Source organism: Billgrantia sp. Q4P2 (genome assembly GCF_052806135.1).
In genome coordinates, this window is record NZ_JBRBAI010000028.1 from 1 (window position 1) to 3968 (window position 3968).

Annotated in this window: 4 protein-coding genes; 3 read left to right on the plus strand and 1 reads right to left on the minus strand. The window is 53.5% G+C overall.

Features of this window, described 5'->3' with window-relative positions; translation table 11 throughout:
- The first annotated feature begins 171 nt into the window (after nt 1-171).
- The 3 genes from ACUY1T_RS21905 to ACUY1T_RS21915 are packed head-to-tail and all read left to right on the plus strand — an operon-like array spanning nt 172 to nt 2548.
- Nucleotides 172-942, plus strand: a complete 771-nt coding sequence (locus ACUY1T_RS21905) for a DUF1190 domain-containing protein (RefSeq protein WP_446025683.1) — start codon at nt 172-174, stop codon at nt 940-942.
- On the plus strand, nt 939-1850 hold the full coding sequence (locus tag ACUY1T_RS21910) for a hypothetical protein (RefSeq protein WP_446025684.1): 912 nt from the start codon (nt 939-941) through the stop codon (nt 1848-1850). Before ACUY1T_RS21905 ends, ACUY1T_RS21910 begins: the two co-directional genes overlap by 4 nt.
- Nucleotides 1847-2548: a hypothetical protein gene (locus ACUY1T_RS21915; RefSeq protein WP_446025685.1), complete on the plus strand. Its 702-nt coding sequence runs from the start codon at nt 1847-1849 to the stop codon at nt 2546-2548. Before ACUY1T_RS21910 ends, ACUY1T_RS21915 begins: the two co-directional genes overlap by 4 nt.
- On the opposite strand, the gene ACUY1T_RS21920 is transcribed toward ACUY1T_RS21915, so the two are convergent.
- The gene (locus ACUY1T_RS21920; protein ID WP_446025686.1) at nt 2516-3637 is read right to left on the minus strand and encodes a glutathionylspermidine synthase family protein; all 1122 of its coding nucleotides are present in this window, start codon (nt 3635-3637) and stop codon (nt 2516-2518) included. The two genes, ACUY1T_RS21915 and ACUY1T_RS21920, sit on opposite strands and share 33 nt — an antisense overlap.
- Between the last annotated feature and the right edge of the window lie 331 nt (nt 3638-3968).

A 3968-nucleotide genomic window follows, 5' to 3' on the forward strand; every position in this document is an offset into this window, starting at 1 on the left:
CCGGTTCCGACGACTGGCGCGCCCCGTCCGAAGCCTGATCGGCTCGTCCTCGCTCCCGCCCGCCGGCTCGCCGGGCGGGAGCGACGGTGCGCACCGCGACGCCAGCGTTCCTTTCGAGCGCTGGCGTCGCGGCGTGTAAGACAACATCTATCTTCGACAAGGATGATTAGCGTGGCGACGTCAGACGCATCGGAACCCAGTGTTTCCTCAGACTCTTATAGACGCACTTCGTTAGCCAAGCAGCAAAAGCGTGTCTCACTGCTCACTCTGACCTTGATGGGCGTGGCTCCAATTGTAATTTACAGCTGGGACCCGCTACACAAGGACATGCGGCTTTTTAGCTCGGTAGAAGAATGCGCCAACGGCACTGCCCTGCCCCAGGCTGCTTGCCAGGCATTGCAAGCCGAGGCTCTTGGCCGCAATGAAAAGCTGGCCCCAACCTATTCTCAATTAGAGGCATGCGAAGCTGACTTTGTCATGACCCGGGACGGCTGTGAGATCGGGCAATGGTGTACACCAGAAACGGTAGTCAGTTGCCAAATGGGTGCCGACAGCTTTATACGTCCGGAGCCATCAGGTTTCATGGCTAGCACCACCTTGCTAAGACGGGTGGAGGAAGGCACTATCGAGTCCTTCCAGGATATTTCCGACACTGATTTACAGCCCATTTATGGCGTCTCTTCACAGACACTAAGCGGCGGGAATTCTTCCGGCTATCTTGGTGGTTGGTACTATTTTACCAACCAAGGCCATCACTTAGGGAAAAGCAATACCAGAGAGCAGCGCCTGCATCGCCATTTCCTCAGTTCCCGGGCAGGCCCTCATATCGCTCAGGCCTTCGACCCCAACTCACACAGCCGCGCATCGGCATCCAGCGGCGCTGTCACAAGGGGGGGATTTGGTGCCGTCGCCCGGAATTCAATGGCACGGGCAGCGGGATGATCAAGCGTATGCCGATTCGCATCATCATATTCTGCGCCATGCTTGCATGGATAACCCTTGGCCTTAGCTCAGCTGAAGCAAATACAACATCGTCTCGTAATAACTCAGCCGGCACCTTGACCGAGCAGTTACGACAACGGTTCGAGAGCTCACCGGAAACATTGATGGTGCGGAGCTTCAACGGTTCGCGTGAATACTCATGGTCCGGCTTTGGTTTGGCGGGATGTGGGCCCCCTCGGCTCATTTCTCCCGCTCCTACCACTCTTGCGATGACAACCTGCTTCGACAACAATCCTACCCTTTTGGCCCCCAATCTTCGCAACCGAAGAACCTGGGTAGTCTGGGAGCACCGAGACGATGAGTGGCAAACCGGCGAAGTCGTGGCACTCGAAGCCGAGCGTTGGGAATATGGTAGAAGGCAGCCCGTACGCCAAGACAAGGAGCGAACATCGAGCAGTAATTCTTCGTTTCGCACCTTCACGCATGCTACAGCAGCAGAATTAAGAGCCATCGAAGAAGCATGGCTTGCCTTGGAGGCGCTCGATCTTCATGACCTTGATGATCTGGAGTTTGACCTCCCATCATCGTGGCCACCAGGACTAATGGCTCTTGATCAAGAAGGTCGCTTGTTGCTGCGTGACAACCGCCTGGCTGGCCTCGGCACGTGGCAAAGCTGGATGGAAGAGCGCGAATGGCCCGCAGTCGTCAAAGGGGTCGCCGGCATGCCGACTATGCAACGAATCAGCTACGAATCCCCACCGACCCCTGTACTTCTACTGGAGTCTCTTATGCTGAATGGGAGACCACATGCCATTGTATTGGCACAAAAGTCGACGCTCGCCTCCGAAGAGACAGTTTGGGAAAGCGAGCACTGGGGTCTTATACTGATAAGATTGGATATCAGATGAAACAAGAAATAGCAGTCATTGCCAAGGACGATCATCGTAGATTTGCCGTACTTCTTGGCAGAGCGTCCCCACTGCTGCCTTTAATGATTGGTTTTGGCACTCCAATCCTAATCAGCATCTGCCTGATTAGCCAAGCAGCCCTTCTCATCCCACTTTGGCCTCTCAGCAACTTCAACCTGATGCTCTTGACTTGGGCTGTAGCATGGGCATGCTACATGGCTTGGACAGGACAGCTCGGCCTGCACCATAACGTTTATTTGTTTTTTCCCGACGAGAGCCGCCTGCTTCATGTCAACAGCGGCGAAGAGGTCGATCTTATGGCCAACTCCAGACCATCAGCGGAAAAAAATGAGATGATAGAGTGGTCTCTTCCTGCCAATCGCGAGGATCTCGCCAACATGGGCTGGGAGCGACTTGACGCCATAGAAACGAAGCGCCCCGTATCACTCAAAGAGATACTGACCCGCAAGATAGAGTGGGGGACGGTTTTGATGTTCCTAGCAGTACCTGAAATAATTCTCATAGTAATACTTATAGCAAGCGAAAGCCTGTCAGCTTTTTTTGTTTCTCACCTCCTCCTTTTGGGAACTTGGCTGACCCTTCGGCTGACTGAATACTGGTTTCAATGGCAACTGCCAAATCGAGCCATGGCCGCGGTCAACGCCTCACTCGATAATGGCATGCGGTATGAAGCGTGATCGGTCTTGCGTAATAGGGCTTTGATCTTCTCTTATTCCCATGCCCACCGGCTTTCCACCAACCAGCCAGCTCCCAATGATAGGGTATAACCCACCAAAATCCGGGGGAGGGCACCAAGCCTGGAGAATTTGAGGCCCCTCTCGGTAGGGGCCTTCAATCGCTTCGACTATTCCCGCCGATGTCTCTACATTGATATTCGCCCCCTCCCGGGAGAAGAAAGGTTTGCGAACCCAACGAGTGCCAAGCATATCGCTCTGTGGTGTATCGGCAAAGCAAGCGGGAATCAGGTTGGGATGCCCGGGGTGGCGCTCCCATAGCAGAGGCAATATTGCCTTATTAGACAGCAAGCTTTTCCAGGCCGGCTCAATGAAGCGAGTCCTTCCGGACCCAATATGACATGAAAAGTCTTCTTGGAACATCCACTCCCAAGGATAGAGTTTGAACAATTGTGAAATCGGCGCCTCCGACAGATCGACAAAACCTTCCTTGCCATGCCCAATATCATCAATGTAGGTAAGTACAGGAGTCATACCAGCCTGAGCGATACAGTCGGCAAGGTAGGTAGCAGTCGCCATATCTTCGAGATGCCCCGCACAGCAAGCAACATGAAAAGGCTGTGTCTGATCGCCAATCTCAGCGACACGCTTAACCAAAGCATCTTGAATGATATTGTACTGGTCAGCCGCAAGTGGCAAAGTACCTCGCTCACGAGATTGTTCTAGCCAAAGCCACTGAAAAAAAGCTGCCTCGTACAAGGAGGTGGGTGTGTCGGCGTTATACTCGTAGAACCGAGCTGGCGCCTTCCCGTCATAGCTCAAATCCATGCGCCCATAAAGTGCCGGCTCACGCCGCTTCCAGCTTGTAGCAATCATTTCCCAATGCGCATTGGGCACAGCCATTCGTCGAAGCAAGTACTCACTCCTGACGATTTCATCCACCAAGTCCATACACAGAGATTCGATCTCGCCAGTCGGCTCTTCAATGTCTGCTTCGATCTGGCGTAACGAAAAGCCATAGAACACGCTCTCGTCCCAATAAGGAACGCCTTCGGCAGAATGAAAATGAAAGCCCAGCGACTCCGCCAGCATGCACCAGTCAGGGCGAGGGGAAATGCAGTGTCTTTCCATGTCACTACCAAGCTATACCCTGATTCAATTAGCCAAATCATACCTTAACGAAACTCGCCTGCACACTCCCTGCCCGTCTACCGTTAGCCCGCAACTGCCTCTTCCTTAGTCGTACCGGATATCAAGTGCAGCCGTTGTGTAACGCAAGCCAGCCCACTCAGACCGACGCCCACACCAAATGATAATTAGGCAACTTCTTGCCCGCTGGGCAAGATCTTGCCCGCCCTGGGCAACTTGTTGCCTAATTTAACTTGGCAATCAAGATGCGAAAAACGACATGCATCTGATTCGA